The following is a 23,944-nucleotide window of genomic DNA, read 5'->3' on the forward strand; positions in this document are numbered from 1 at the left end:
CGAAACTTTCGCTCAGGCTGTGTGCCGGAAGTCGCTGGGGGAGATTCCGTAGGCGCGGCGGAAGGTGCGGCTGAAGTCGGCGGGGTGGCGGAAGCCCCAGCGGAGGGCGATCTCCCCGATCGTCCGGTGCCGCAGTCGCGGGTCGGCGAGGTCGGCGCGGGTGCGTTCCAGCCGGCGGCGGCGGATCGTGGCGCCGACCGTCTCGGGTTCCTCCTCGAACAGGGCGTGCAGGAGGCGTACGGAGATGTGGTGGTGCGCGGCTATCGTCGCCGGACTCAGCTCCGGGTCGGACAGGTTGTGCGTGATGAAGGCGTCGATCCGGGCCAGCAGCACCTGCTGCCTGCTCTCGACCGGCAGCGGCGGGGAGAGGTCGAGACGGGCGGCGAGGAAGGTGGCGGCCAGTTCGAGTGCCATGGCGCCGAGGCGTCGCAGCTCCGTCGTGTCGAACTGCCCGGCGTTCACTCGCAGACCGGTCAGGAAGGAGGCGAGCAGCGCGCCCGAACCGGCCTGTGCGGGCAGCCGGGTGGCCACCAGTCCGTCGGTTCTGTCACCGGGCAGCGGTACGGCGGCTCTGGGCAGCCGTAACAGGGACACCCGGGTGGGACGGCCGTGGTCCTGGAAATCGCAGAACAGGGGCTGCGAGGTGTCGACGATCGCCATCTCCCCCGCTGTGAGCAGGACGTCGTTGCGGCGCTGCTCCAGGGCGATCGGACTGCCGTGGACCAGGCAGAGGTAGTAGTTCTCCGGGTCCGACCTCCGGATGTGGTCGGGTGTCCGCCACGCCGACATCGGCGAGAAGGAGAAGGCGGACGCCTCGGTGTGCGCGAGTTCCAGTGTGGTCGCCTCGCCCCTGAAGTGGTCGGCGTGTTCGCTGGCCATCGTCACCGGCATGACCGCCTTGCCGACCATCTCGCCCCACCGGTCGAATCCGCCCGGTCCGCTGACGCTGTCGCTGGAGACGGACACCGGGCCCGCCGGCCCGCTCTTCCCCACCGCGTCCTCGCGCTCCATGGCCCTCCGCCCCCGCCGCAGGTGATCCCCTGCCGCATTCTCCACCGCGGGTGGGCGTCCCGGGGAGCACGGTGCCGGTCAGTTCGCGGCGGCGGTGCACGGAGGGTCAAGGAAGTCTGCGCGCCCGGCGGAGGACGGAACCGGCCGCGTACCGCACAGTGGTGTCCCTGGCCGTGAACGGAAGAGGTGCGGGGGGACAGTTGAGCGGTTCGGGCGGAGGAGTCTCACCGGGTCGGCGGTGGGGTGAAGTGGCGGCCGTGGTCTCGGCGATCACCGCGGTCGCCGGTCTGCTGCTGGCGCTCTTCGGGGTCCCGCTGATCGGCGGCTCCGCCGCCAACCGGAGCGTCGCGGACGACGTCGGGGCCGCTGCCGTACCGGCCCCCACCACGTCGGCTCCCACCACGCCGCCGAGCACCCGGGCAGCCGGGGATGACGAACCCGGGCCCTCCGGACCGCCGAGCACCCGGGCCGGAAGCGACGGCCCCGGACCCTCCGCCCCGCCCCCGCCCGAGGGCTGGCACCGGGTCGACGAACCCGGCCTGACCGTCTCCTTCGCGCTGCCGGACGGCTGGGTCCGGCAGCCGGCCAGTGGGATCCAGAGCACCTGGCGCTCCCCCGACGGCACGTACGACCTGAGCGTCAAGCGGGACACCTCGTACGGGCCGACCGCCCGGGCCGCCTCGGCCGGGCAGCTCGACTGGTACCGCATCGCCTCCGAGTCGTCGATGGACGGCCTCGAGGTCGTCCACCACACCACGCGGCAGAACGGCCGGGACGCGATCTGGCTGGAGATGGACTACCACTACGTGGGACAGAGCGAACCGCGCAAACGCCTGGAGGTGTTCGTCGCGGGCAAGGCGGGCCAGGTGTACCAGCTCCTGGTCGACACGACGGCGACCCGGCAACGTCTCGCCGAACAGCGGCGGTTGTTCACCACCGCCCGCTCCCACCTCCTGATCGACACGGCCGCCTGAGGAACCGGCCCGCCCCGGGGGGACCGGTGCGTGGACCGGTCCCCCCGTTCCGGCGGCGCCACCGGATTCCCCCCGTCACCGGGGTGCCGCCCGCCCGCCTACTGTGCCGCACCAGGGGCCACTCGGTCCTCGGCACGCAGCGCAGTGGTCATCGGCATGGCGTGCACCACCGCGCCCTTCCGGTCAGGCGCCGGGCAGGATGCCGGTGCGGGCCACCTCGGAGTACCAGCGGGCGCTGGCCTTGGGGATGCGGGTGCCGGTCGGGTAGTCCACGTAGACGGCGCCGAACCGCTTGCCGTAGCCGTGGGCCCACTCGAAGTTGTCCAGCAGCGACCAGAGGAAGTAGCCGCGCACGTCCGAGCCGTCGACGATGGCCCGATGCACGGCGGCCAGGTGGCCGCGCACATAGTCGATCCGGGCGGGGTCGTTGACGTTCCCGGAGGGGTCGGCGTAGTCGTCGAAGGCCGCGCCGTTCTCGGTGATGACCAGGGGCAGCTTCGGGAAGTCGGACGACAGGCGGCGCAGCAGGTCGTACAGGCCGGTGGGGTCGACGGCCCAGCCCATGGCGGTGGTGTCGCCGGGCGGCTGGTGGAAGGCGACCCGGTCGGCGCCCGGCCAGGGGCTGTGGGCGCTGTTGCCGTGTCCGTCGGAGTTGTGGGTGCCGGTGCCGTCGGCCTCGGAGACGACGGTGGGCGAGTAGTAGTTGACGCCGAGGAAGTCCAGCGGCTGGTGGATCTGTTCGAGGTCGCCGTCGCGGACGAAGGACCAGTCGGTCAGTGCCGCGGTGTCCTTGAGGAGGTCCTCCGGGTAGGCGCCCTGCAGCATCGGGCCGGTGAAGACCCGGTTGGCGAGCGCGTCGATCCGGCGGACCGCGTCGGCGTCGGCGTCGCTGTCGGTGAGCGGGCGGACGTGGTGGATGTTGAGGGTGACCGAGCACCGGGCTGCGGCGGGAAGGCGGTCGCGCAGCGCCTGGACGGCCAGGCCGTGGCCCAGGTTGAGGTGGTGGGCGGCGCGCAGCGCGGCGACCGGGTCGGTGCGGCCGGGGGCGTGCACGCCGGAGCCGTAGCCGAGGAAGGAGCTGCACCAGGGCTCGTTGAGCGTCGTCCAGGTCTTCACCCGGTCGCCGAGGGCGTCCGCGGCGAGGGCCGCGTACTCGGCGAACCGCTCGGCCGTGGCGCGCTCCGGCCAGCCGCCGGCGTCCTCCAGCTCCTGCGGGAGGTCCCAGTGGTAGAGGGTGGCGACGGGCTGGATGCCCTTGTCCAGCAGGTCGTCGACGAGGCGCCGGTAGAAGTCCAGGCCCTTCTGCACGGCGGGACCGCGGCCGGTGGGCTGGATCCGGGGCCAGGCCAGGGAGAACCGGTAGGCGCCCAGGCCGAGTTCGGCCATGAGGGCGACGTCCTCGCGCCAGCGGTGGTAGTGGTCGGTGGCGATGTCACCGGTGTCGCCGTTGCGGACCCGGCCCGGGGTGCGGGCGTAGGTGTCCCAGATGGACGGCGTACGGCCGTCCTCGGCGGCGGCCCCCTCGATCTGGTAGGAGGCGGTGGCGGAGCCCCAGAGGAAGCCCTTGGGGAAGGTACGGGCGGCGTCCGGGGCGGACGCGGTCTGCTGTGCGGTGACCACGTAAGTCCTTTCGGGGTGAGGGGATTCCGCAGGCGAAGGCCTGGCGGAGCGGGTGCGGGTCAGCCCTTGACGGCGCCGGCCATGATGCCGCTGACGATCTGGCGGCCGAAGACGATGAACATCGCCAGCAGCGGCAGCGTGCCGAGCAGCGCGCCCGCCATGATCAGCGACTGGTCGCGGACATAACCCGCGCTGAGCTGGGTGAGGGCGACGGGGACGGTCGGGTTGGTCATGTCGAGCACCACGAACGGCCAGAAGAAGTCGTTCCACGCGTGCACGAACGTGATCATGAACAGGACGGCCATCGCGGGCCGCGCCACGGGCAGCACGATGCTCCAGAAGATGCGCAGCGAGTGCGCCCCGTCCACGCGTCCGGCCTCGACGAGTTCGTCGGGCAGCGCCTCGGACAGGTACTGCCGCATGAAGAACACGCCGACGGCGCTCACCAGCGTGGGGAAGATGACGGCGGGCAACTGCTGCGACCAGCCCAGCTCGGACATCATCATGAACAGCGGTACGACGCCGAGCTGCGGCGGCACCATCATGGTGCCGATGACCAGCATGAGCAGGATGTTGCGGCCCTTGAACCGCAGTTTGGCGAAGGCGAATCCGGCCAGCGTCGCGAACATCACCGTGGACAGGGCGATCACCCCGGCCACGATCAGGCTGTTGACCATGGCCTTGCCCATCGCCGCCTCGTCCCAGGCCCGGGCGAGGTTGCTGAACAGGTTCGGGCCGGGCAGGAACGGCGGCGGGGTCTGGCTGACCCGGGTGTTGTCGGTGGAGGCCGCCACCATCGTCCAGTACAGCGGGAAGATCGACAGTACCGCCATGACGACGAGCAGGACGTAGGCGAGCGGGCCGGCGTGGTGCTGGCGGCCGGCGCCCTGGCGCAGCAGCCGGCGGCCGCCGCGGCCGGCCGGCTTCTCGACGGGGGTCCGGACCGGGGGCTCCGTCCGGACCGGGAGGCTGTTGGTGGTCATGGTGACTCCAGGTCAGGACGTACGGGAGCGCAGGCGCTTGATCAGGCGCTGCGCCACGAAGGCGAGGACGAGCAGCATGAACATCGCCCAGGCGACGGTCGCCGAGCGGCCCATCTGGTAGTTCTTCCAGCCCTCCTCGTACAGCAGCAGGCCCAGCGTCTGGTACTGGTTGTCGGCGCCGCCGGTGACGCCGTTGGGGCCCTGGCCGAAGATCAGCGGCTCACCGAAGAGCTGGGTGGCGCCGATGGTGGAGAGCACGATGGTGAAGACGATGGTGGAGCGGATGCCGGGGACGGTGACGTGGGTGAACTGCTTCCACCGGGACGCTCCGTCGATGGACGCCGCCTCGTACCGCTCGGCCGGGATGGCCTGCATGGCGGCCAGGTAGAGCAGCGCGTTGTAGCCGGTCCAGCGCCAGATGACGATGGTGGAGATCGCCACCTGGGCGGGCCACTTGTCGGACTCCCAGTGCACCGGGTCGATGCCGACCGAGCCGAGCGCCCAGTTGATCATGCCGAAGTCACGCTCGAAGATCATGGTGAAGACGAGCGCGGCGGCGGCGACCGAGGTGGCGTACGGGACCAGCGAGGCGACGCGGAAGAACAGCGAGGCGCGCATCCGGTAGTTGAGCAGGTGCGCCAGGCCGAGCGCCATCATCAGCTGCGGCACCGTGGAGATGACGCCGATGGTGATGGTGTTCTGCAGCGCGTTCCAGAACCGTGAGTCGCCCCAGAGTTCGACGTAGTTGTCGAACGCCACCCACTCCATGACGTCGAGGGTGGCCAGCTCCACGTCGTGCAGGGAGATCCACGAGGTGTAGACGAGGGGGTAGAAGCTGAACGCGGCGAAGACGACGAAGAACGGCGCGACGAACGCGTACGGCGCGCCCTTGACGTCCAGCCGGTGCAGCCATGCGCCGCGCCGGCGGGCGGTCTTCCCGCCGCCCGTGGCGCCGGGCGGGGCCGGCGGCTCCTCGCCGGTCAGGGCCTTGGTGGTGGAGGTGGCCACCGGACTTTTCCTTCCTGAGAGCGGATGTGTGAGGCGGGGCCCGGGCCCGTCGGCGGGAGGCCGGGGCTGTCGTCGGGCTGTCGTCGGGCTTCCGTCGGCCGCCCGTGGGGCGGGCCTTGCGGCGTCAGGTGCGTGCTCTCGGCGTGCCGGGCCCTGAGCCCTGTACCGGACGTACTCGGGTCAGGGCCCGGTGCGGCGAGTGGGAGTACCTCTCCGGGGAGCGTGCACGGCGTCGTGAGGCGGGCGGGAGTCCGACGACAGGGCCCGACGGGCCCGGGCGGGCGCGGGAGGCGTCGGTCAGCCGACGGCCTTCTCGATGCGCTCCGTGGTGGTCTTCCACGCCTCGTCACGCGCGGTGCCCTGCTCGACCAGGGCCAGGCCCTGGGAGAAGGTGTCCTTGATCGTGCCGTCCTTGCGGCCGAGGACCTGCTTGTCCGGGATCTCCTGCGCGGCGGCACCGAAGATCTGGCCGATCGGCGCGTTGTCGAAGTACTCCGACTTGGCGTTCTTCACGTCGTCGGTCTGGAGCGCCTTCTCGGAGGACGGGATGTTGCCGATCTCCTTGAAGATGTGGGCCTGCTGCTCCGGCGCGGTCAGCCAGGCGACGAGCTTCTTGGCCTCCTCCTTCACCGGGCTCTGCTCGATCACACCGAGGAAGGAGCCGCCCCAGTTGGCGCCCTTGGGCGCCCTGGCGACGTCCCACTTGCCCTTGTTGGCCTCACCGGCCTTCTCGCTGATGTGGCTGAGCATCCAGGCCGGGCACACCGCGGTCGCGAACGTGCCGTTGGCCAGGCCCGGGTCCCAACCCGGCTGGAACTGGCGGAGCTTGGCGGTCAGGCCCTCCTCGGCGGCATCGGCGGACAGGGCCCAGGCCTCCTTGACGGCCGGGTTCTTGTCGTAGATCAGGTCGCCCTTCTCGTCGTAGTACTGCTCGGGGTAGCCGTAGACCATGGCGTTGAACAGGCCGCTGGCCGAGTCCGTGAACGCCACCTTGTCGCCCTTGAAGTCCTTCTTGAAGGTGCGGCCGACCTCGACGTACTTGCTCCAGTCGCCCTCCCACAGCTTGCCGACCTCTTCGCGGTCGGCGGGCAGGCCGGCCTGCTCGAAGTAGTCCTTGCGGTAACAGACGGCCATGGGGCCGATGTCGGTGCCCAGGCCCAGCACCTTGCCGTCCGCGGTGCTGATCTGGGACTCCTTCCAGGGCAGGAAGTGGTCGGTGCCGGCCACGTCGGAGAAGTCCGCGAACTTGTCCGCCTGGGTCTCGGTGATCTCCTTGGCCCGGCCGATCTCGATGCCCTGGATGTCCTTCAGGCCGTTGCCGGCGGCGAGGTGGGTCTGCAGCGCGGTGTAGTACGTCTGCTCGTCACCGGCGATGTCGGCCTTGATGTCGACGTTCGGGTTCTCCTTCTCGTACTGCTCGAGAAGGCCGGTCTCCTTGAGGCCCATCACGCCGTACAGGCCCATGGTGATGGTGACCTTGCCGTCCTTCTTGCCACCACCGGTGACCGAGTCGTCGCTGCCGCCGCAGCCGACGACGAGTGCCAGCGCGCCGACGGCCGCGGCCGACGCCACCGCCTTCCTGCGCGACGAACCGTAAGTGCCCATGGATCTCCTCCTAGCGACGGCGCTGACACACCGAGGTGACGAGTTCTGCGATGACTACAGCGGCTCTGATAGGGATGGGAACGTACCCATTCCGGGGTGGGCACGTTCCCACCGCGCAACGAAGACTCATGGCTGATGGATAGGTCTGTCAATAACTTGAAACCAACTTGTCGTTTCGTACCGGGCCCCGCGTCCGCCGTCCCGCCCCCGGGGGGTGCTGGACCGACGGCGGCGTCTGCAAGAATTGCCGCAGGTCATCTCCGCGGCAGGCATCGCCGCCGCGGCCGCCCAGGGGGGAGCACATGAGCGGCAACCGCCGTCCGACCATCAAAACGGTCGCGGCCCGCGCAGGCGTGGGCCGCACCACGGTCTCCCGCGTCGTCAACGGCTCGGACCTGGTCAGTGCCGACGCCCGTGCGAGGGTCCTGGCCGCGATCAAGGAGCTGAACTACGTTCCCAACTCGGTCGCCCGCGGCCTGGTGACCAACCGCACCAACGCGGTGGCCCTGGTGATCCCGGAGTCGGAGAGCCGGCTCGGTTCGGAACCGTTCTTCGCCGCGCTGATCCGCGGTGTCAGCGGCGCCCTCGCGGAGAGCCGGACCCAGCTTCAGCTCATGCTCGTCCGCGACCAGGCCGAACGCGACCAGCTCACCGAGACGGTGGCGACGCACCGCGTGGACGGCGTCCTGCTGGTCTCCGTGCACGCCGACGACCGGCTGCCGGGCATGCTGGAGGAGATGGGACTGCCGACCGTGCTGGCCGGCCGCCGCGACGCGGGCGAACGGCTGAGCTACGTCGACTCCGACAACGCCGGGGGCGCCACCGCGGCGGTACGGCACCTGCTGCACCGCGGCCGGACCCGGATCGCCACGATCACCGGCCCGCTGGACATGGACGTCGGCCGCAGCCGGCTCGCCGGCTGGCACACCGCGCACCGGGAGGCGGGGGTGCCCGCGGACGAACTCCTGGTCGAGGAGGGCGACTTCACCGAGGGGGGTGCCTGCCGGGCCATGTGTTCGCTACTTGAACGCGCCCCGGATCTGGACGCCGTCTTCGCCGCCTCCGACCTCATGGCGGTCGGTGCCCTGGCCGAATTGCGCCGCCGGGGGCTGCGGGTCCCCGACGACGTCGCCGTCGTCGGCTACGAGGACTCCATCCTCGCCCGTCACACCGCCCCGCCGCTGACGACCGTGCGCCAGCCGGTGGAGGAGATCGGCCGCACCATGGCCCGGATCCTCACCGGCATCACCCAGCAGGGCGGGCCCCGGCAGCAGCGGACGCTGCCCACGGAGCTGGTGGTGCGGGAGTCGTCGTAGCGGGGCCTGCGCGGAGGTGAGGGACGGGCGATGGCGGTTACCCGGGAGGTTCCAGTACCGCGATGAGGGAGAAGGAGCCATGGCCCACAGGACGAGCGCCCGGGACGTGGTGAGCGCCATCAAGGACGTCGATTTCCCGGCCGGCAAGGACGACCTGGTCCAGGCGGCCAGTCGGTCGGGTGCCGCGCCGGACGTGGTCAAGGCGTTGCGCGGCATTCCCGCCGAGCAGTACGCCAATCGTGAGGAGGTGGCCCGGTCGGTGCGCGTGGACCCCGATTCCGACCTCGGTCTGAGCCCCGCGCAGCAGGCGGAGCAGGCCCGTGCGGGCGGCAGGCGGGGTCAGTCCCAGCACCTGCGTGACGTGCCGAAACCGCCGGTGGAGGACGAACTGGACCGCTGACCCCGGCGGACGGCGCGGGTGAGCCGTCCGGGGGTGTGAGGAGGGCGGGTGTCCTCCGGCCGTTTCCGGCTGTTTCGGACCGGCCGCTTCGGACTACCCATGCTTTGACTCCATCCCCCCATGGACGGCTCTCGATATGATCTTGTTTCCGGGTGGTCGGCGGAAGGTTCGGGCGGTCGCCGGGAAGGCGCGGGGCGCCGCCGAGCGCGGTACCGGGGCGCTGGACGGGCGGCTGCCGGTCAGTGAGGGCGGGCGGCTGCTGCGGAAGGCGTTCCCGGACCACTGGTCGTTCTACCTGGGCGAACTGGCGCTCTACAGTCTGGTCGTCCTGCTCGTCACGGGTGTCTACCTCACGCTCTTCTTCAAGCCGTCCATGGCGGAGGTCGTCTACGACGGGTCGTACGTCCCGTTGCGGGGCGTACGGATGTCCGAGGCCTTCGCGTCCACCGTCGACATCAGCTTCGACGTGCGGGGCGGGCTGCTGATCCGGCAGATCCACCACTGGGCGGCCCTGGTGTTCGTCGCCGCGATCGGGGCGCATCTGCTGCGGATCTTCTTCACCGGCGCGTTCCGCAAGCCGCGCGAGGTGAACTGGATCATCGGCGTCACCCTGTTCACGCTGGCCCTGGCCGAGGGCTTCGCCGGTTACTCGCTCCCCGACGACCTGCTCTCCGGGACCGGGCTGCGGATCGCGCAGGGCATCATGCTGTCGATCCCGGTCGTCGGCACGTACGTGCAGATGTTCGCCTTCGGCGGCGAGTTCCCGGGGGACGACATCATCAGCCGGCTGTACTCGCTGCACATCCTGCTGCTCCCCGGGCTGATCGTCGCGCTCGTCGTCGTCCATCTGATCCTGGTCTTCTACCTCAAGCACACCCAATGGGCGGCGCCCGGACGGACGAATCGCAACGCCGTCGGCAAACCGATGTTCCCGCAGTTCATGACGACGTCCACGGGCCTGATGTTCATGGTGTCCGGGGTGCTGGCGTTCCTCGGTGCCGTCGCCCAGATCAACCCCGTGTGGGCTTACGGGCCCTACCGCCCGGACCTCGTGTCGACCGGTTCGCAGCCGGACTGGTACGTCGGCTTCCTGGAGGGATCGCTCCGGCTGATCCCGCGCTGGGAGACGGAGGTCGCCGGGCACACCGTGATGTGGAACGTGTTCCTGCCCGCCGTGGCTCTGCCGGCCGCCCTGTTCGCGGTGCTGTACGCCTATCCGTTCCTGGAGGCGTGGGCGACGGGTGACCGGCGGGAGCACCATCTGTGCGACCGGCCGCGCGACCGGCCCGTGCGCACCGGCTTCGGTGTCGCCGGCACCGCCTTCTACGGCGTCCTGCTGCTGGCCGGCGGCAACGACATCATCTCCCACGTCTTCGAGATCTCCCTCAACCTGCTGACGTGGATCTTCCGGATCTCCGCCCTCGTCGTGCCCGTGGCCGCCTTCATGGTCACCAAGCGGGTGTGCCTGGCCCTTCAGGAGGCCGAGTACGAGCGGATGGAGGAGGGCGAGGAGACGGGAGACGTACGCCAGTCGGTCGAGGGGGGATACGTGGAGAGCCACCGGCCGCTGGAGGCGGCCGAGCGCCACACCGTGCTGCGCGGGAGCCTGGCGGTGTCGGCGCCGGCCACCGACGGGCGGGGCGGGCGTCTCGCGCGGCTGCGCGGGGCACTGGGCACGTGGGTCACCGGCCCGTCACGGCCGCGTCAGGCGCCGCCCGGTGAGGTCACGTCCGAGGACGCGTCCGAGGTCACGGCCGGGGAACCCGCTCAGCGCGGCTCCTCGGCGGACGACTCGCCCGGCGCCTGACGTCCCGCGTGCTCGAACACCATGCCGAAGACGCCCATTCCGAGCAGGCCGACCCCGATGAGCAGCAGCCACACGCCGTAGACCACGCCCACCGCCGCGACGCCGAAACCGCCGGCCAGCGTGATCGGCCAGGGGCTGTCGGGCGGGAAGAACTCCACCGGCCCGGCGGTGTCGGCCACCTCCGCGTCCCTGGTGTCCTGGGGCCGGCGCCCGCGCCGCCGGTACTGCACGGTGAGGAAGAAGGACACCAGTGCCGCCATCAGGAAGGCCACGATCAGGACGGCCGTACCGGCGGGGTCCTGGGCCCACGCCCCGTAGATGCTCGCCGTCACCCCGAAGAAGACGGCCACGCCAGCGAAGAGCACCGCCTCGGTCTTCATGAGCGCCACTCCTTCTCCGGGTGGTGCAGGTCGAAGGCGGGTGACTCGGAGCGGATACGGGGCAGGGCGGTGAAGTTGTGGCGCGGCGGCGGGCAGGCCGTCGCCCACTCCAGGGACCTGCCGTACCCCCAGGGGTCGTCGGTGTCGACCTTCCTGCCGTGCTGGGCGGTCTTCCAGACGTTGTAGAGGAAGGGCAGGGTCGAGGCGCCGAGCAGCAGCGCGCCGAGGGACGAGACGGTGTTGAGGGCGGTGAAGCCGTCGGCCGTCAGGTAGTCGGCGTAGCGGCGGGGCATGCCCATCTCCCCCAGCCAGTGCTGGACCAGGAAGGTGAGCTGGAAGCCGATGAAGAGCGACCAGAAGTGGATCTTCCCGAGGCGTTCGTCGAGCATTCTCCCGGTGAATTTCGGCCACCAGAAGTAGAAGCCCGCGAACATCGCGAACACCACGGTGCCGAACAGCACGTAGTGCAGGTGGGCGACGATGAAGTAGCTGTCGGTGAGGTGGAAGTCGAGCGGCGGGGAGGCGATGATCACCCCGCTCAGGCCGCCCAGCAGGAACGTCACCAGAAAGCCGACGGACCACAGCATCGGTGTCTCGAACGAGAGCGAGCCGTGGCGCATGACGCCGATCCAGTTGAAGAACTTCACCCCCGTGGGCACGGCGATCAGGTACGACATCAGGGAGAAGAAGGGCAGGAGCACCGCCCCGGTGGCGAACATGTGGTGCGCCCACACCACCGCCGACAACATGGTGATCGCGATGGTCGCGCCGACGAGACCGAGGTAGCCGAAGACCGGTTTGCGGGAGAAGACCGGCAGCACCTCGGTGATGATGCCGAAGAACGGCAGGGCGACGATGTAGACCTCGGGGTGTCCGAAGAACCAGAACAGGTGCTGCCAGAGGATCGCCCCGCCGCCCGCAGGATCGTAGATGTGCGCGCCGAGTTTGCGGTCGGCCTCCAGTGCGAACAGCGCGGCGGTGAGCACGGGGAAGGACGGCAGTACCAGGATCGACGTGAACATCACGTTCCAGGTGAAGATCGGCATCCGGAACATCGTCATGCCGGGGGCGCGCAGGCACAGGATGGTGGCGATGAAGTTGACCGCGGTCAGGGTCGTGGACACGCCGGTCACCACCAGACCCATGGTCCACAGATCACCGCCGGCCCCGGGGGTGCGCACGGCGTTGTTGAGCGGCGCGTAGGCGAACCACCCGAACGAGGCGGCGCCGCCCGGTACGAGGAATCCGCTGACCACGATCAGCGCGCCGAACAGGTACAGCCAGTAGGAGAGGGCGTTGAGGCGGGGGAAGGCGACGTCGGGGGCGCCGATCTGCAGCGGCATGATCGCGTTGGCGAAACCGGCGAACATGGGTGTCGCGAACAGCAGCATCATGATCGTGCCGTGGATGGTGAAGAGCTGGTTGTACTCGTGCTCGGTGACGATCTGCAGCCCCGGACGGGCCAGCTCGCTCCGCATCAGCAGGGCGAGCACCCCGGCGAACAGGAAGAAGCAGAACGAGGTCACCATGTACAGGTTGCCGATGACCTTGTGGTCGGTGGTGCGGGTGAGCCGCACCAGTGCCCGTCCCAGGGGCGGGGCCACGGGACGGGCCGCCTGTACGCGGCCTTCCTGCAACTCGGTCACTTGCGACCGCCTCTCCGGTCGGCACGCCGTCAGCCGGTGACGGCCCGGTCACGGACGGCTGGGTCCCCTTCGTCCCCGGATCCGAAACGTGAGACTAGTCCGGTACGCCCGCAACCGGCGTCCACGACACCGAAGGGACCGGGGGACGTGCGCGGGGGGCCGCTCAGTGGGCGGTGCCGCGTTCCCGTCGCAGACGGCGCAGTACGACCGTCAGGTCCAGGAGGGCCGTCAGCGCGAGCACGCCGCAGACGACGGCGAGCAGGATCAGCGGGCCCCGGCCGGGGCTGTCGCCGGCGTCGGAGCGCGCGGCCCAGGTGCCGAACAGCACGGTGCCCGCGAGGAAGAGGGGCAGGAAGACCGCGGCGAGCAGCAGGCGCAGCCGCAGCGGGCTCCGCGCGGTGACCGGTTCGGTGCCGGTCCGCGGGGAGCGGCGGCCGATCGTTCCGGAGCGGGCCCGGGAGACCGGCTCGCGGTTGGGACCGGTACGGGGATCACGCACGTCGGGCACCTCCTCCATCACGTTCGCGCCGGCCGGGTAGCCGCCGTCCCCGGTGACAAACCGGCGTTCGTTGGTGCGGACCCGTTCCGGGTACTCGCCCGGTGCCCGACCGCCGACAACCGCACCATGAGGAAGGACAGCGCCTCATGCAGCACGACGAGTTCATCGGAAAAGTGCAGGCTCTCACTCGGTTGCCGGACCGGGGAACGTCCGAGCGGGCGACCCGGGCCGTGCTGAGTACGCTGGCCGAGCGGCTGCCGTCCGGGCTGGCGGGCCATGTGGCCGCCCAGCTGCCGCCGACCCTGGCCGCGCCCATGCGGCAGACCACCTCGGGTGAGCGCTTCGACCTGACGACGTTCGCCGGACGGATCGCCGGACGCGCGGAGACGGACGAGGACGGGGCCGTGCGCGAGGCCGCCGCCGTACTGGAAGTGCTCGACGCGGCCCTCACTCCGGAGCTGACGGAGAAGCTGGTCGCCGCGCTGCCCAGGGACATCGGCGGCCTGCTGCCCGTCGGCCGTGCCGCCGACGACACCGACTGAGGAGGTGACCGGGCATGGTCTCCGAGTCCGTGACGGTTCCCTCGGGTGCGGCGGCCCTGTCCGGGGACCTCGTGGTCCCCGCCGGGGCGCGTGGGGTGGTGCTGTTCGCGCACGGCAGCGGCAGCTCACGGCTCAGTCCCCGCAACCGGGCGGTCGCCACCGCGTTGCAGGGGGCGGGGTTCGGCACGCTGCTGCTGGATCTGCTGACCCCGGAGGAGGAGCGCGAGGACGACGCGACGGGGCGGCACCGCTTCGACATCGGCCTGCTGGCCCGGCGACTGGCGCATGCCGTCGACTGGCTGGAGCAGCGCCCGGACGGCGTGGACCTTCCCGTGGGCCTGTTCGGGGCCAGTACGGGAGCGGCGGCGGCGCTGGTGGCCGCCACCGAGCGGCCCAAGCGGGTGTCGGCGGTCGTGTCGCGGGGCGGGCGCCCGGACCTGGCGGGCGACGCGCTCGGCCTGGTCGCGTGCCCGGTGCTGCTCGTGGTGGGCGGCGACGACGAGACGGTGCTCGGCCTCAACCGTGAGGCCGCCGGCCGGCTGTCCGCGACGCACCGCATCCATGTGGTGCCCGGCGCGACCCACCTCTTTCCCGAACCCGGCGCGCTGGAGCAGGTCGCCGAACTCGCCGCCGGCTGGTTCCGCGACCATCTGTGACCGGGCACGGGGCGGGCCGCGGCACGGTGTGTGCCGCGGCCCGCCCCGGTCTCAGCCCGTGCTGCAGGAGACGGTCGGCCAGTTCCAGTTGCCGTTGGCCATGATCGTCACCCCCCAGTTGTTGCCGCTGCCGTTGGACTTGGCGACGAGGGTCTGGCTGTTGGGGTAGGAGGTGCTGACGTTCCAGGTCGAGGAGACCTTCGCCGGGGACGGCACGTTCATGGTCACCGTCCAGTCGCTGCCGCCGCTGACCGAGACGTTGAGGTTGTAGCGGTCGCCCCAGCGGCTGCCCGCGGACAGGGTCGCGGTGCAGGCGGTGCCGCCGCCACCGCCTCCTCCCCCGCCGCCGGAACCGTCGGGGGCGACGGCGCGGCCGGTCTGCGGGGAGATCATGCCCGCGCACAGGCCCCGGGAGGCCAGGTTCTGCGCGATGCGCGGGATCGCGGCGATGGTGTTGGCCGGCCAGTCGTGCATCAGGATGACCTGGCCGTTGGTGAGCCGGGAGGCGGCCTGCACGATGGCGTCGGTGCTCGCGTTGTTCCAGTCCTGCGAGTCGACGTCCCAGATGACCTCGGTCAGACCGTACTTGGCCTCGACCGCGCGCAGCGTCGAGTTGGTCTCGCCGTACGGCGGTCGGAACAGCTTCGGTGTGCCGCCGCCGGCGTTGGCGATCGCCTGCTGGGTGCGGGCGATCTCCGAGTCCATCTGGGACTGGCTCAGCTGGGTCATGTGGGGGTGGGTGTAGCTGTGGTTGGCGACCCACATGCCGGCGTCGACCTGGGCCTTGACCAGGGAGGGGTTGGCGGCGGCGTACTGGCCCTGGTTGAACATCGTGGCCCGCAGCCCGTTCTGCTCGAGCGCGTTGAGCAGGTTCATGGTGCTGCCGGTCGACGGGCCGTCGTCGAAGGTGAGTCCGACGTAGCCGTTGCAGGCGGCGGCGTGCGCCGGTGCGGCGCCGAGGGTCGCGGTGGCGGTGCCGGCCAGGGTCAGCGCGGCGACGGCCAGTCCCGACACCAGGGACCGGGGGGCTTTTCCGGTGGTCATCTGCGGTGGTCCTCCTCGTGGTGGGGGGTCAGCCTGCGCTGCAGGAGACCGTCGGCCAGGTCCAGTTGCCGTTGGCCATGATCGTCGCGCCCCAGTTGTTGCCGCTGCCGTTGGACTTGGCGACGAGGGTCTGGCTGTCGGGGTAGGACGCACTGACGTTCCAGGTCGAGGAGACCTTCGCCGGGGAGGGGACCCGCATCGTGACGGTCCAGTTGCTGGAGCCGCTCACCGAGACGTTGAGGTTGTAGCGGTCGCCCCACTTCTCGCCGGCCGACAGGGTCGCGTTGCAGCCACCGGTGTTGCCGCCACCACCGCCACCGCCACCGCCACCGCCGGAACTTCCTTCGCTCACGGTGATGTTGGAGCTGCCGCTGCTCTGGTAGCCCTCGGTGGCCATGATCATGTAGTTGTGGTTGCCCAGGTTCATCCCCTTGCCGGCCCACGCGTCGAAGTGGTTGCCGCTGGTGATGGTGCCGCCCGTGCGCTTCGACTGGCGGACGCTCCAGTACTGGTCGAAGGTCCTGGTGCCCTCGATGGAGGGGGCGTTGTACCGGGTCGTCTTGTAGATGTCGTACGTGCCGCCGTCACTGGTGACGGTGCCCTTGTACTCGCCGGTGGGCCGGTAGGTGCCCCAGTTGTCGACGATGTAGTACTCGATGAGCGGGCTGGTGGTCCATCCGTAGAGCGTGAGGTACGCGTTGCCGGACGGGTTGAAGGAACCGGAGTAGTTGACGGTCTTGCGGCCGCCGGTGCTCCAGCCCTTGCCGGCCACGAAGTTGCCGGTGTTGCTCCACCGGGTGCTGTAGTTGCCGCCGGAGCCCAGGTCCATGGAGACGGTTCCCTGGGAGTCGGTCCAGAACGAGTACCACCAGCCGTTGTTGGTGCCGGTCTGGTTCGTGGTGACGGCGGTGGCGGTGGTGGCGGTCAGGAGCAGCGCGGTGACGGCGGCCAGCGCGATGGTCCAGACGCTCCTGACGCTGAGCAGCAGGCGGCCGCGTCTGCGGCCCTTCGGATGTGCGGACACGTGCATGTGGTGCGCCTCCTGTGCGGCTCGGTGAGGGCTCGATGCCGGACAGTGTTGGTCTGCACGCGTCAACCGTCAACGGTTTCGGTGAATGTTTCGAAATCTTCGCTTGATCAAAAACTGGGCTCGATTCACGTAAGCCCAGCTCAATGGATGTACTTAACCGGTCAAATTCAGGGACTCCACACCAGACGGCGGAGAGATGTCGAACTCTCATGCAGAGTAAGCGAAAGTTTCGCTCCCCCGGACGCGACCAGCGATGTCACCTGCCGGTAGCGGGCTCGCGAGGGGATGCCGGGTCACGAGGGGATGCCGGGTCACGCGCCGCAGCACTCGGGTGCCTCCTCCACACCGCGGAGACGGTGATCACCCTGCGTCGGGTCAAGTTCCTCGTCACCAGATGACGGTGACCACGCCTCACGTAGGTGTCGTCCAGCGCGGGGCCGTCTCCGCCCAGGCCGTGTCCCAGTCGGCGAGGTTGCGGCGGCGCAGGGCCAGGCCGGTCAGGGCGTGGGCGGCGGCCCCGGTGAGGGCGACGCCGATGGCGGCGAGGAGGGCCCAGCCCATGGTGCGGCTGCGGACCTCCTTGCGGGTCAGCGGCCGGTCCGTCGCCTCGCCGTCGGCGGTGACCCAGATGCGTACGGTGTTGTCGGCGGCCAGCCCCGGCTGGACCTCCGCCCGGGTGGTGCGGGTCCGCCCCTCGCGGGTGACCACGCGGACCTCGACCGGGTAGCGGGTCTTCTTCTCCTCGTCCGAGCCCGGTTCGGGATGGCGCGGGGCGTCATGGATGAGGGTCGCGTCCGTCTCGTACCGGGTCTGGTTCTGGTGGCGGGCGGTGTCCTCGTAATGCCGGCGGGCGGCGTCACCGGCGAGGACGGCGGCCACGGGTGCCACGGTCAGTACGGCGATCAGCGCCCCGAGGCCGAGCCAGGCGTGGAGCGCGTCGGTGCGGCGGCGCAGGGGGTTGGGCCGCCAGCGCCACAGCAGGGGGCGCGGGGGCGGGCCCGGGGGCGGCTGTGCCGGAGGTATCTCGCCGGCCACGTCAGGGCTCCTTCCGGGGGCGGGCGCGGGCGGTCGGGCCGGTCAGACGGTTCCGGCGACCGAGGGGTGGTGGTGCGCCGAGGCGAGGAGGCCGGCGGCGCCCCGGACGGCGGCGGTGTGCGGCGACGGGACCTGCTGGACCGCGCAGCCGAGGCCGGCGGGGAGGTCGCGGGTGATGTCGGGGCGCAGCGCGCCGCCGCCGGCCAGCAGGACGCCCCGGCGCAGGGCGGCACGGGTCAGCCCGGTGCGGTCCTGCCGCAGCATCGCGGCCACCATGTCGACCACCGCCGCGGTGATGTCGCCGGGTGACGTGCCGTCGGCCAGGTCGGCGGTGCCCAGCGCGGTGCGGCGGGCGTCGGTGACCGCGCCGTCCACGAGCAGCACCACCTCGGTGAGGTGGGCGCCGATGTCCACGACGAGCAGCGGCCGGATGTGGTCGGCGCCCGCCGCCAGGGCCACCGCGCGGGCGCCGGGGACGGTCAGTACGGCGCGCGGGCGGAGGATCTCGACGGCCGTGCGGGCGGCGGTCCGGAAGGCGAGCCCGTCCAGGACCGGCGCCGTGACGACGACCAGCGGGCGGCCGATCCGGGGCAGCCGGTGCCCGAGCAGCCGCTCCAGCATCCGTGCCGTACCGGGGGTGTCGACGATGGTGCCGCGCTGGATGGGGTGGATCGCGCCGGTGCCCGGGAAGGTCACGGTGGGCACGTCGAGGACCATGCCCCGTCCGGCGATCCACGCGCGTGTGCGGGCGCTGCCCAGGTCGAGAGCGATACCTGAGCAGCGCCGGCACAGCGGCCAGTGCCGGTGCCGCACCGGTGCCGGAGAGGAACGCCGGATCACGGTCACCGGCCGGCCTCCCTCACCTGCTGGCAGCGCCCGCAGTAGCGGGCCTGGGGGACGATCAGCAGGCGGTGGCGTTCGACGGCGCGGCGGCACAGGTGACAGGTGCCGTACTGCCCGGAGTCCATCCGGGCGAGCGCCGCCTCGACGTCGGCGAGCACCATGCGGGCGGACGCCGCGAGCTTGACGCCGACCTCGATCTGAGCGGCGTCCGCCTCCCGGCGCCGGTCGTCGGCACGGTTCGAGGAGTGGACGGCGAACTGCCGTAGCTGCTCCTGCCGGAACAGCCGCTGCTCGTGCAGGTTCTCGCGCAGCGCGGCGAGGTCCTCGTCGTCGAGGACCGTGTCGCGCTCGCCGATGGTCTGGTGGGTCACCACTGCACCCCTTGGGCAGAGCGGGAGAGAAGGACGACAGGATCTAGGAGCGGCCCTGGCAGGCGACGCAGTACCGGGTGTGCGGGAGGATTTCCAGCCGCTCCGGCGGTACGGCCTTGGAGCAGCCCAGGCAGGTGCCGTAGGTGCCGTCGTCGACGCGTGCGAAGGCCTCGTCGATCTCCTTCAGGACACGCTTGATGGCGTCCTTCTGGTTGGACATCAGGTGGTCGCCGGGACTCTGCCCCGTTTCGTCGAGGGCCTTGAGCTGTGCGAGCCGGGTCGTACGGGCGTGTTCGAGGCGCCGGCGGACCTCGTCGGCGGCCGGGTGGGCGGTACGGGTTTCGGTTCGGGGCAGGTCGAGCGACACGGGTGGTCCTCCTCGGGGACGGTGACGTGCAGGGGTGGCGTACGGCTGTGACGTACGGGTGTTGTCCCCACCCTCGCCCGTTTCCGTCCCGGCGCCCATCGGGCGCGGTACCCATCTGAGCGGGGTCCGAGGACCCACCCCGCCCGGTGTGGGTCGGGCGGGCCGGCGGAAATGGGTCGCGGGGCCCATCGACCGGAGGCCGCTCCTGGTGCAGGCTGGCCGGTGTCCGCCGGGACAAGGGGGCCGCAGCCGCACAGGATGGCGCGGTGACCGACAGTAGAGGCAGACGAGAAAGAGGAAGGCGTGACCTCCGTGTCCCTGTACTGGCGGATCTTCGGGCTCAACGCGGTGGTGCTGGGCAGTGCCACCGCGCTGCTGCTGTGGGCTCCGGTGACCGTGTCCGTTCCGGTGCTGCTGACCGAGGCGGTGATCCTGGTGGGCGGCCTCGGCGTCATGCTCGTCGCCAACGCGGCCCTGCTGCGCATCGGCCTCGCCCCGCTGGACCGGGTGACGCGGCTGATGACCACCGTGGACCTGCTGCGTCCCGGCCAGCGGCTGCCCGTGCGCGGTGGCGGCGAGGTCGCCGAACTGGTCAGCACGTTCAATTCGATGCTGGAGCGGCTGGAGGGGGAACGCGTCGCGAGCAGCGCCCGCGCCATCCTCGCCCAGGAGGGCGAGCGGCGCCGTATCGCCCAGGAGCTGCACGACGAGGTCGGACAGAGCATGACCGCCGTGCTGCTGGCGCTGAAGCGGGCGGCCGACGAGGCGTCGGAGCCGCTGCGCGGTGAGCTCCAGCAGGCGCAGGAGATCACCCGGGAGAGCCTCGACGAGGTCCGCCGGCTGGTGCGCCGGCTGCGTCCGGGCGTCCTGGACGACCTGGGCCTGGTCAGTGCGGTCACCTCGCTGGCCACCGAGTTCGCCACGCACACCGGGCTGCGCGTGCTGCGCCGCTTCGACTCCGATCTGCCCGCTCTCGACCACGAGGCGGAGCTGGTGATCTACCGTGTGGCGCAGGAGAGCCTGACCAACGCCGCGCGGCACGCCGAGGCGCGGTGCGTGGAGGTGAGCCTGCGCGCCGCCGACGGGTGCGTCGTTCTGGAGGTGGGTGACGACGGCCGCGGCATCGGTGCCGCCCGCGAGGGCGCCGGGCTCCGCGGGATGCGGGAGCGGGCCCTGCTGATCGGGGCCGGGCTGGACATCTCCGGCCCCGGCGAGACCTCCGCGACACCGGCCGGTACCCGGGTCCGGCTGACCGTGCCCACCGTCAGGAAGCAGTCATGAACCACCAGGACACCCAGGACACCCAGGACACCCACGACGACCGCCGGACGGACACCACGATCCGGATCCTGCTCGCCGACGACCACGCGCTGGTGCGGCGCGGTGTGCGGCTCATCCTCGACCGGGAGCCGGACCTGGAAGTGGTCGCCGAGGCGGGTGACGGCGCGGAGGCGATCACCATGGCCCGCACCCACGACGTCGACCTGGCCGTCCTGGACATCGCCATGCCGCGGCTGACCGGTCTGCAGGCCGCCCGCGAGCTGACCGCGCTGAAGCCGGGGCTGCGCATCCTGATGCTGACGATGCACGACAACGAGCAGTACCTGTTCCAGGCGCTCAAGGCCGGGGCCGGCGGTTATGTGCTGAAGTCCGTCGCGGACCGGGACCTGGTCGCCGCCTGCCGGGCCGCGATGCGGGACGAGCCGTTCCTGTACCCGGGTGCGGTGACCGCCCTGATCCGCAACTACCTCGACCGGGTCCGGCACGGCGAGGAGGCGCCGGAGCAGTTGCTGACCCCGCGCGAGGAGGAGGTGCTCAAGCTGGTCGCCGAGGGGCATTCGTCGAAGGAGATCGCCGAGCTGCTGTTCATCAGCGTCAAGACGGTCCAGCGACACCGCGAGAACCTGCTGCACAAGCTGGGGCTGCGGGACCGCCTCGAACTGACCCGTTACGCGATCCGCGCCGGGCTCGTCGAACCTTGACCGCCGACCGGCGGGGACGCTCCGCCCGCCTTCCGTCCCGGGCCGCCGCGGCGGCCCTCGCCGCGTTCGCGGCCGTGCTGCTGATCCTCGGGTTCACCCACGGCGCGGAACTCTCCCCCGCCGCCGCCTCCTCCGCCGCCTCGGCGTACCAGTCCGACACCCGTCCGTACGGCGACGACGCCTACGTCGGTGCCCGCACCCCGCTCACCAGGCCGGAGCGGGACGCCGGTGAGCGGACGGTGCCCGCCGGGCATCTGCTCTTCACCGCGGCGCACACGCCGCCGGTCCCGCCCCGGCCGGCCCGGCCCGCTCCGGCGGCCGGGCACGCGCCGCCCGCCGCCGCGCACATGCCGTCGGACCTGGGGCGCGCCCCGCCCACGGCCTCCAGCACCTGAGATTCCCTCTTCCTCTTTTCCGCGTGCCTGCTGGAGGCATCTGTGAAACGTCCCGCCCGCGTCAGGGCGTTGTTCGCGCTCGCCGTGATCGCCATGTCCGTGTTCATCGCCGTCACCGTCCCGGTCCGTCTGGGCCTGGATCTGCGGGGCGGCACCCAGATCGTGCTGGAGACCCGTTCCACCGAAACCGTGAAGGCCGACGCCGAGGCCACCGACCGCACCCTGGAGGTGCTGCGCGGCCGGGTCGACGCGCTCGGCGTCGCCGAACCGAGCATCGTCCGCTCCGGGGACAAGCGGATCATCGTCGAGCTGCCCGGCGTACAGGATCCGCGCAAGGCCGCCGACGTCCTCGGCCGTACCGCACAGCTCTCCGTGCACCCGGTGCTCGGCACCGCCACCGAGTCCGACAAGGCGCAGAAGGAGGGCGAGCGCATCCTGCCCGACGAGCAGTCCGGTGAACGGCTCCGGCTGGCCGCCGCGTCGCTGACCGGCCAGGACGTCAAGGACGCCGAGGCCCTCTTCGACCAGCAGAGCGGCGCCGGCTGGCACGTCACCGTGGACTTCGAGGACGACAAGGGCTGGGCGAAGCTGACCGGTGAGGCCGCCTGCCACCCGGCGGGCGACCCGCAGCGCCGGGTCGCGATCGTGCTGGACGACAAGATCATCTCCTCGCCGCAGGTCGACCCGTCCGTCGCCTGCAACACGGGTATCACCGGCGGGTCCACCCAGATCACCGGTTCCTTCACCAACGACGAGTCCAAGGAGCTCGCCCTGCTGGTCAAGGGCGGCGCCCTGCCGGTGCCGGTCGAGACGGTCGAACAGCGGACCGTGGGCCCGACGCTGGGCGCCGAGGCCATCGAGGCCAGCGCCTGGGCGGCCGTCGTCGGCACCGCGCTGACCGCGCTCTTCATCATCGTCGTCTACCGGCTCATGGGCGTCCTGGCCACCCTGGCCCTGCTCTGCTACGGCCTGATCTCCTACGCCGGTCTGGCGGCCCTCGGCGCGACCCTCACCCTGCCCGGTCTCGCCGGTTTCGTCCTGGCCATCGGTATGGCCGTGGACGCCAACGTGCTGGTCTTCGAACGGGCCCGGGAGGAGTACGGCAAGCGCAACCGGCCCAGCGGCCGCTCGGCCCTGACCGCCGGTTTCAAGGGCGCGTTCAGCGCCATCGCGGACTCCAACGTCACCACACTGATCGCGGCGGTGCTGCTGTTCCTGCTGGCGTCCGGTCCGGTGAAGGGCTTCGGTGTCACGCTGGGCATCGGTGTCCTCGCCTCCATGATCAGCGCCCTGGTGATCACCCGGGTGCTCGCGGAGTTCGCCGTGGCCCGCCGCTGGGTGCACCGGCGTCCGAAGTTCACCGGTCTGGCCTCCATCGGCCGGGTCCGTACGTACCTGACCCGCCGCGACCCGCAGCTCATGCGGCGTCCGCGCCGCTGGCTGGCGGTGTCCGCCGTGGTGCTCGTCGTCGCCGGCGCGGGCATCGTGGTGCGCGGGCTGAACTTCGGGGTGGAGTTCACCGGCGGCCGTCTCATCGAGTACTCCACCGGTGAGACCGTCGACCCGGACCGGGCCCGGGAGGCGCTGGCCGACGTCGGCTTCCCGCAGGCGGTCGTGCAGTCCTCCGGCGACGACAAGCTGACGGTGCGCACCGAGGAGCTGACCAACGCGGAGGCGGTCGAGGTGGCCGACGCCATCGCCGAGGTCGGCGGCGGGGCGGAGAAGGTCCGCGACGAGCTGATCGGCCCGAGCCTCGGCGACGAGCTGCGGCGCAACGCGCTGATCGCGCTCGGTCTGGCGCTCGGCGCCCAGCTGCTGTACCTGGCGTTCCGGTTCCGCTGGATGTTCGGTACGGGGGCGGTGGCCGCCCTGGCGCACGACGTGGTGATCCTGGCCGGCATCTTCGCCTGGCTGGGCAAGCCGATCGACGGCGTGTTCCTGGCCGCGCTGCTCACCGTGATCGGTTACTCGGTGAACGACTCCGTCGTGGTCTTCGACCGGATCCGCGAGCTGTGGCGCAAGGACGGCAAGGCGCCGCTGGCGCAGGTCACCAACCAGGCGATCCTGCAGACGGTGCCCCGTACGGTCAACACCGGTATCGGTGTGATCTTCATCCTGGCCGCGCTGGCCCTGCTGGGCGGCGACTCGCTCACCGACTTCGCGCTCGCGCTGCTGATCGGCATGCTCGTGGGCACGTACTCGTCGGTCCTGACCGCCTCGCCGCTCGCCGTCGTGCTCGACGCGTACGGCGGTGACGGCAAGGGCGGCCGGAGCCGTGGCCGGAGCCGTTCCGGACGGGCGAAGTCCGGCGCCGCGGAGCGCCCGGACCGGACCGAGGCCGCCGCGCGGGCGCGGTAGGAACAGGCGGAAGCAGGCGGAAGGGGCGGGCCACCCGGAGGCGGCCCGCCCCTTCCGTTTCCGTCCGGCAGC

The 23,944-nt window shown here is 71.2% G+C and carries 24 protein-coding genes; 10 read left to right on the top strand and 14 right to left on the bottom strand.

All coding sequences use genetic code 11. The features are described from left to right. Positions 1-12: 12 nt before the first annotated feature. Positions 13-1,011, bottom strand: coding sequence for a helix-turn-helix domain-containing protein (locus AMK33_RS33685; RefSeq protein WP_073936812.1), 999 nt, complete (start codon positions 1,009-1,011; stop codon positions 13-15). Positions 1,012-1,259: 248 nt separating this feature from the next. On the opposite strand from AMK33_RS33685, the gene AMK33_RS33690 reads away from it, so the two are divergent. After that, complete coding sequence (locus AMK33_RS33690; RefSeq protein ID WP_107425292.1) at positions 1,260-1,985, top strand: hypothetical protein; 726 nt, start codon at positions 1,260-1,262, stop codon at positions 1,983-1,985. A gap of 183 nt (positions 1,986-2,168) precedes the next feature. Here AMK33_RS33690 and AMK33_RS33695 read toward each other — a convergent pair whose 3' ends face one another. The 4 genes from AMK33_RS33695 to AMK33_RS33710 form a co-directional block, all read right to left on the bottom strand. Further along, entirely contained in the window at positions 2,169-3,605 is a 1,437-nt protein-coding gene (locus tag AMK33_RS33695) for a GH1 family beta-glucosidase (protein ID WP_073936814.1), read from the bottom strand. Positions 3,606-3,664: 59 nt separating this feature from the next. Further along, the gene (locus AMK33_RS33700; RefSeq protein WP_073936815.1) at positions 3,665-4,588 is read right to left on the bottom strand and encodes a carbohydrate ABC transporter permease; all 924 of its coding nucleotides are present in this window, start codon (positions 4,586-4,588) and stop codon (positions 3,665-3,667) included. Between the two features lie 12 nt (positions 4,589-4,600). Beyond that, entirely contained in the window at positions 4,601-5,596 is a 996-nt protein-coding gene (locus AMK33_RS33705) for a carbohydrate ABC transporter permease (protein WP_073936816.1), read from the bottom strand. A gap of 297 nt (positions 5,597-5,893) precedes the next feature. Beyond that, the gene (locus AMK33_RS33710) at positions 5,894-7,201 is read right to left on the bottom strand and encodes an ABC transporter substrate-binding protein (protein ID WP_073936817.1); all 1,308 of its coding nucleotides are present in this window, start codon (positions 7,199-7,201) and stop codon (positions 5,894-5,896) included. Between the two features lie 302 nt (positions 7,202-7,503). Here AMK33_RS33710 and AMK33_RS33715 point away from each other — a divergent pair, with 302 nt between their 5' ends. The 3 genes from AMK33_RS33715 (at position 7,504) to qcrB (ending at position 10,724) form a co-directional block, all read left to right on the top strand. Next, positions 7,504-8,517, top strand: a complete 1,014-nt coding sequence (locus AMK33_RS33715) for a LacI family DNA-binding transcriptional regulator (protein ID WP_073936818.1) — start codon at positions 7,504-7,506, stop codon at positions 8,515-8,517. A 79-nt stretch (positions 8,518-8,596) separates the two neighbouring features. Beyond that, positions 8,597-8,917 (top strand): DUF2795 domain-containing protein, encoded by a 321-nt coding sequence (locus AMK33_RS33720; protein ID WP_073936819.1) that lies wholly within the window; start codon positions 8,597-8,599, stop codon positions 8,915-8,917. Between the two features lie 136 nt (positions 8,918-9,053). Beyond that, positions 9,054-10,724 (top strand): cytochrome bc1 complex cytochrome b subunit, encoded by a 1,671-nt coding sequence (gene qcrB, locus AMK33_RS33725; protein WP_073936820.1) that lies wholly within the window; start codon positions 9,054-9,056, stop codon positions 10,722-10,724. Here the strand turns inward: qcrB and ctaF are convergent. The 3 genes from ctaF to AMK33_RS33740 all read right to left on the bottom strand — a co-directional run bounded on the left by ctaF (position 10,685) and on the right by AMK33_RS33740 (position 13,249). Further along, positions 10,685-11,104: an aa3-type cytochrome oxidase subunit IV gene (gene ctaF / locus AMK33_RS33730; protein ID WP_073936821.1), complete on the bottom strand. Its 420-nt coding sequence runs from the start codon at positions 11,102-11,104 to the stop codon at positions 10,685-10,687. The genes qcrB and ctaF overlap by 40 nt on opposite strands. Beyond that, positions 11,101-12,708, bottom strand: a complete 1,608-nt coding sequence (ctaD, locus tag AMK33_RS33735) for an aa3-type cytochrome oxidase subunit I (RefSeq protein ID WP_268817393.1) — start codon at positions 12,706-12,708, stop codon at positions 11,101-11,103. Before ctaD ends, ctaF begins: the two co-directional genes overlap by 4 nt. Positions 12,709-12,913: 205 nt before the next feature. Continuing rightward, positions 12,914-13,249 (bottom strand): DUF6343 family protein, encoded by a 336-nt coding sequence (locus AMK33_RS33740; protein ID WP_073936917.1) that lies wholly within the window; start codon positions 13,247-13,249, stop codon positions 12,914-12,916. A gap of 146 nt (positions 13,250-13,395) precedes the next feature. Between AMK33_RS33740 and AMK33_RS33745 the strand changes: the two genes are divergently transcribed. Continuing rightward, a complete protein-coding gene (locus tag AMK33_RS33745; RefSeq protein WP_073936823.1) occupies positions 13,396-13,791 on the top strand; it encodes a DUF2267 domain-containing protein in 396 nt (131 codons plus the stop codon). 14 nt (positions 13,792-13,805) lie between these two features. Further along, a complete protein-coding gene (locus tag AMK33_RS33750) occupies positions 13,806-14,447 on the top strand; it encodes a dienelactone hydrolase family protein (protein ID WP_073936824.1) in 642 nt (213 codons plus the stop codon). A gap of 51 nt (positions 14,448-14,498) precedes the next feature. On the opposite strand, the gene AMK33_RS33755 is transcribed toward AMK33_RS33750, so the two are convergent. From AMK33_RS33755 to AMK33_RS33780, 6 genes are all read right to left on the bottom strand, one after another. Then, complete coding sequence (locus AMK33_RS33755; protein WP_073936825.1) at positions 14,499-15,491, bottom strand: polysaccharide deacetylase family protein; 993 nt, start codon at positions 15,489-15,491, stop codon at positions 14,499-14,501. A 28-nt stretch (positions 15,492-15,519) separates the two neighbouring features. Beyond that, positions 15,520-16,521, bottom strand: coding sequence for a glycoside hydrolase family 11 protein (locus AMK33_RS33760; protein ID WP_073936826.1), 1,002 nt, complete (start codon positions 16,519-16,521; stop codon positions 15,520-15,522). A 411-nt stretch (positions 16,522-16,932) separates the two neighbouring features. Beyond that, positions 16,933-17,556 carry an Rv1733c family protein gene (locus tag AMK33_RS33765; protein WP_073936827.1) on the bottom strand — a complete coding sequence of 208 codons (624 nt, stop codon included), beginning with the start codon at positions 17,554-17,556 and terminating at the stop codon, positions 16,933-16,935. 42 nt (positions 17,557-17,598) lie between these two features. Further along, the gene (locus AMK33_RS33770) at positions 17,599-18,402 is read right to left on the bottom strand and encodes a rod shape-determining protein (RefSeq protein WP_073936828.1); all 804 of its coding nucleotides are present in this window, start codon (positions 18,400-18,402) and stop codon (positions 17,599-17,601) included. After that, positions 18,399-18,770, bottom strand: a complete 372-nt coding sequence (locus AMK33_RS33775; RefSeq protein ID WP_201263131.1) for a TraR/DksA family transcriptional regulator — start codon at positions 18,768-18,770, stop codon at positions 18,399-18,401. Before AMK33_RS33775 ends, AMK33_RS33770 begins: the two co-directional genes overlap by 4 nt. Before the next feature lie 43 nt (positions 18,771-18,813). Then, complete coding sequence (locus AMK33_RS33780; protein WP_073936830.1) at positions 18,814-19,137, bottom strand: TraR/DksA family transcriptional regulator; 324 nt, start codon at positions 19,135-19,137, stop codon at positions 18,814-18,816. Between the two features lie 303 nt (positions 19,138-19,440). Between AMK33_RS33780 and AMK33_RS33785 the strand changes: the two genes are divergently transcribed. From AMK33_RS33785 to secD, 4 genes are all read left to right on the top strand, one after another. Beyond that, positions 19,441-20,418 carry a HAMP domain-containing sensor histidine kinase gene (locus AMK33_RS33785; protein ID WP_073936831.1) on the top strand — a complete coding sequence of 326 codons (978 nt, stop codon included), beginning with the start codon at positions 19,441-19,443 and terminating at the stop codon, positions 20,416-20,418. Continuing rightward, on the top strand, positions 20,415-21,119 hold the full coding sequence (locus AMK33_RS33790) for a response regulator (protein ID WP_073936832.1): 705 nt from the start codon (positions 20,415-20,417) through the stop codon (positions 21,117-21,119). Before AMK33_RS33785 ends, AMK33_RS33790 begins: the two co-directional genes overlap by 4 nt. Further along, entirely contained in the window at positions 21,116-21,514 is a 399-nt protein-coding gene (locus AMK33_RS33795) for a hypothetical protein (RefSeq protein WP_073936833.1), read from the top strand. Before AMK33_RS33790 ends, AMK33_RS33795 begins: the two co-directional genes overlap by 4 nt. A gap of 93 nt (positions 21,515-21,607) precedes the next feature. Beyond that, positions 21,608-23,872: a protein translocase subunit SecD gene (gene secD, locus AMK33_RS33800; protein WP_235618280.1), complete on the top strand. Its 2,265-nt coding sequence runs from the start codon at positions 21,608-21,610 to the stop codon at positions 23,870-23,872. The last annotated feature ends 72 nt before the right edge of the window (positions 23,873-23,944 follow it).

Origin of the sequence: Streptomyces sp. CB02400, assembly GCF_001905725.1 — a bacterium.
Lineage (GTDB): Bacteria > Actinomycetota > Actinomycetes > Streptomycetales > Streptomycetaceae > Streptomyces > Streptomyces atrovirens.

Coding starts and splice junctions, on each gene's coding strand:
- AMK33_RS33685 (WP_073936812.1), bottom strand. CDS start 1,011: ATGGAGCGCGAGGACGCGGTGGGGAAGAGCGGGCCGGCGGGCCCGGTG.
- AMK33_RS33700 (WP_073936815.1), bottom strand. CDS start 4,588: ATGACCACCAACAGCCTCCCGGTCCGGACGGAGCCCCCGGTCCGGACC.
- AMK33_RS33710 (WP_073936817.1), bottom strand. CDS start 7,201: ATGGGCACTTACGGTTCGTCGCGCAGGAAGGCGGTGGCGTCGGCCGCG.
- AMK33_RS33715 (WP_073936818.1), top strand. CDS start 7,504: ATGAGCGGCAACCGCCGTCCGACCATCAAAACGGTCGCGGCCCGCGCA.
- AMK33_RS33720 (WP_073936819.1), top strand. CDS start 8,597: ATGGCCCACAGGACGAGCGCCCGGGACGTGGTGAGCGCCATCAAGGAC.
- qcrB (WP_073936820.1), top strand. CDS start 9,054: ATGATCTTGTTTCCGGGTGGTCGGCGGAAGGTTCGGGCGGTCGCCGGG.
- ctaF (WP_073936821.1), bottom strand. CDS start 11,104: ATGAAGACCGAGGCGGTGCTCTTCGCTGGCGTGGCCGTCTTCTTCGGG.
- AMK33_RS33745 (WP_073936823.1), top strand. CDS start 13,396: ATGCAGCACGACGAGTTCATCGGAAAAGTGCAGGCTCTCACTCGGTTG.
- AMK33_RS33750 (WP_073936824.1), top strand. CDS start 13,806: ATGGTCTCCGAGTCCGTGACGGTTCCCTCGGGTGCGGCGGCCCTGTCC.
- AMK33_RS33755 (WP_073936825.1), bottom strand. CDS start 15,491: ATGACCACCGGAAAAGCCCCCCGGTCCCTGGTGTCGGGACTGGCCGTC.
- AMK33_RS33760 (WP_073936826.1), bottom strand. CDS start 16,521: ATGCACGTGTCCGCACATCCGAAGGGCCGCAGACGCGGCCGCCTGCTG.
- AMK33_RS33790 (WP_073936832.1), top strand. CDS start 20,415: ATGAACCACCAGGACACCCAGGACACCCAGGACACCCACGACGACCGC.
- secD (WP_235618280.1), top strand. CDS start 21,608: ATGTCCGTGTTCATCGCCGTCACCGTCCCGGTCCGTCTGGGCCTGGAT.